Raw genomic sequence first — 717 nt, 5'->3', positions numbered from 1 at the left:
GCTCGTATCTGAGCTCGCCGACGCGGGGATCCCCGTGACGGTGTCGTGCCGGGTCCTCAAGCTCGCAAGGCAGCCCTACTACCGGTGGCGCAACGACCCGGTCCGGGACGCGGACGTGCTCCGCGCGTATCGGATCAACGCGCTCCATGACGCGCACTACGACGACCCGACGTTCGGCTACCGCTACCTCGCCGACGAAGCCCGCAGAGCGGGGTGGCGGATGAGCCGCCGGACGGCGTGGAAGTTGTGCTCGCAGGCCGGGATCCTCTCGTCCGCGCAACGCCGGCGACGCGGGAAGGGCAAGAAGGCCGGACCGCCCGTATTCGACGATCACGTGAAGCGGGTGTTCCGCGCCGATGCCGCGAACCGGCTCTGGCTCACGGATATCACGGAGCATTGGACGAGCGAAGGCAAGCTCTACTGCTGCGCGATCAAAGACGTGTTCTCCAACCGGATCNATGACCGCGAAGCTCGCCGTTGACGCCCTCCGCAACGCCGTCGCCCGCCGCGGTGAGGTCGCTGGCTGCATCCTGCATGCCGACAGGGGCAGTCAGTTTCGCAGCCGGGCGATGGCCCGCGAGCTGCGTCGTCACGACATGGTCGGATCGATGGGCAGAGTCGGCGCGGCGGGAGACAACGCGGCAATGGAGAGCTTCTGGTCGCTTCTTCAAACGAACGTCCTCAACCAGCAGCGCTGGGCCACACGGCAGGACCTGC

1 pseudogene is annotated in these 717 nt (G+C 67.5%); it reads left to right on the top strand.

Features of this window, described 5'->3' with window-relative positions:
* Positions 1–142 precede the first annotated feature (142 nt).
* Positions 143–717: pseudogene (locus tag IEX05_RS15590) on the top strand (IS3 family transposase); the annotation flags it as partial.

The organism is Microbacterium nanhaiense, assembly GCF_014646015.1.
GTDB lineage: Bacteria > Actinomycetota > Actinomycetes > Actinomycetales > Microbacteriaceae > Microbacterium > Microbacterium nanhaiense.
Note: the sequence above shows the minus strand (reverse complement) of the source record. Positions and strands in the feature narration are given on the sequence as shown.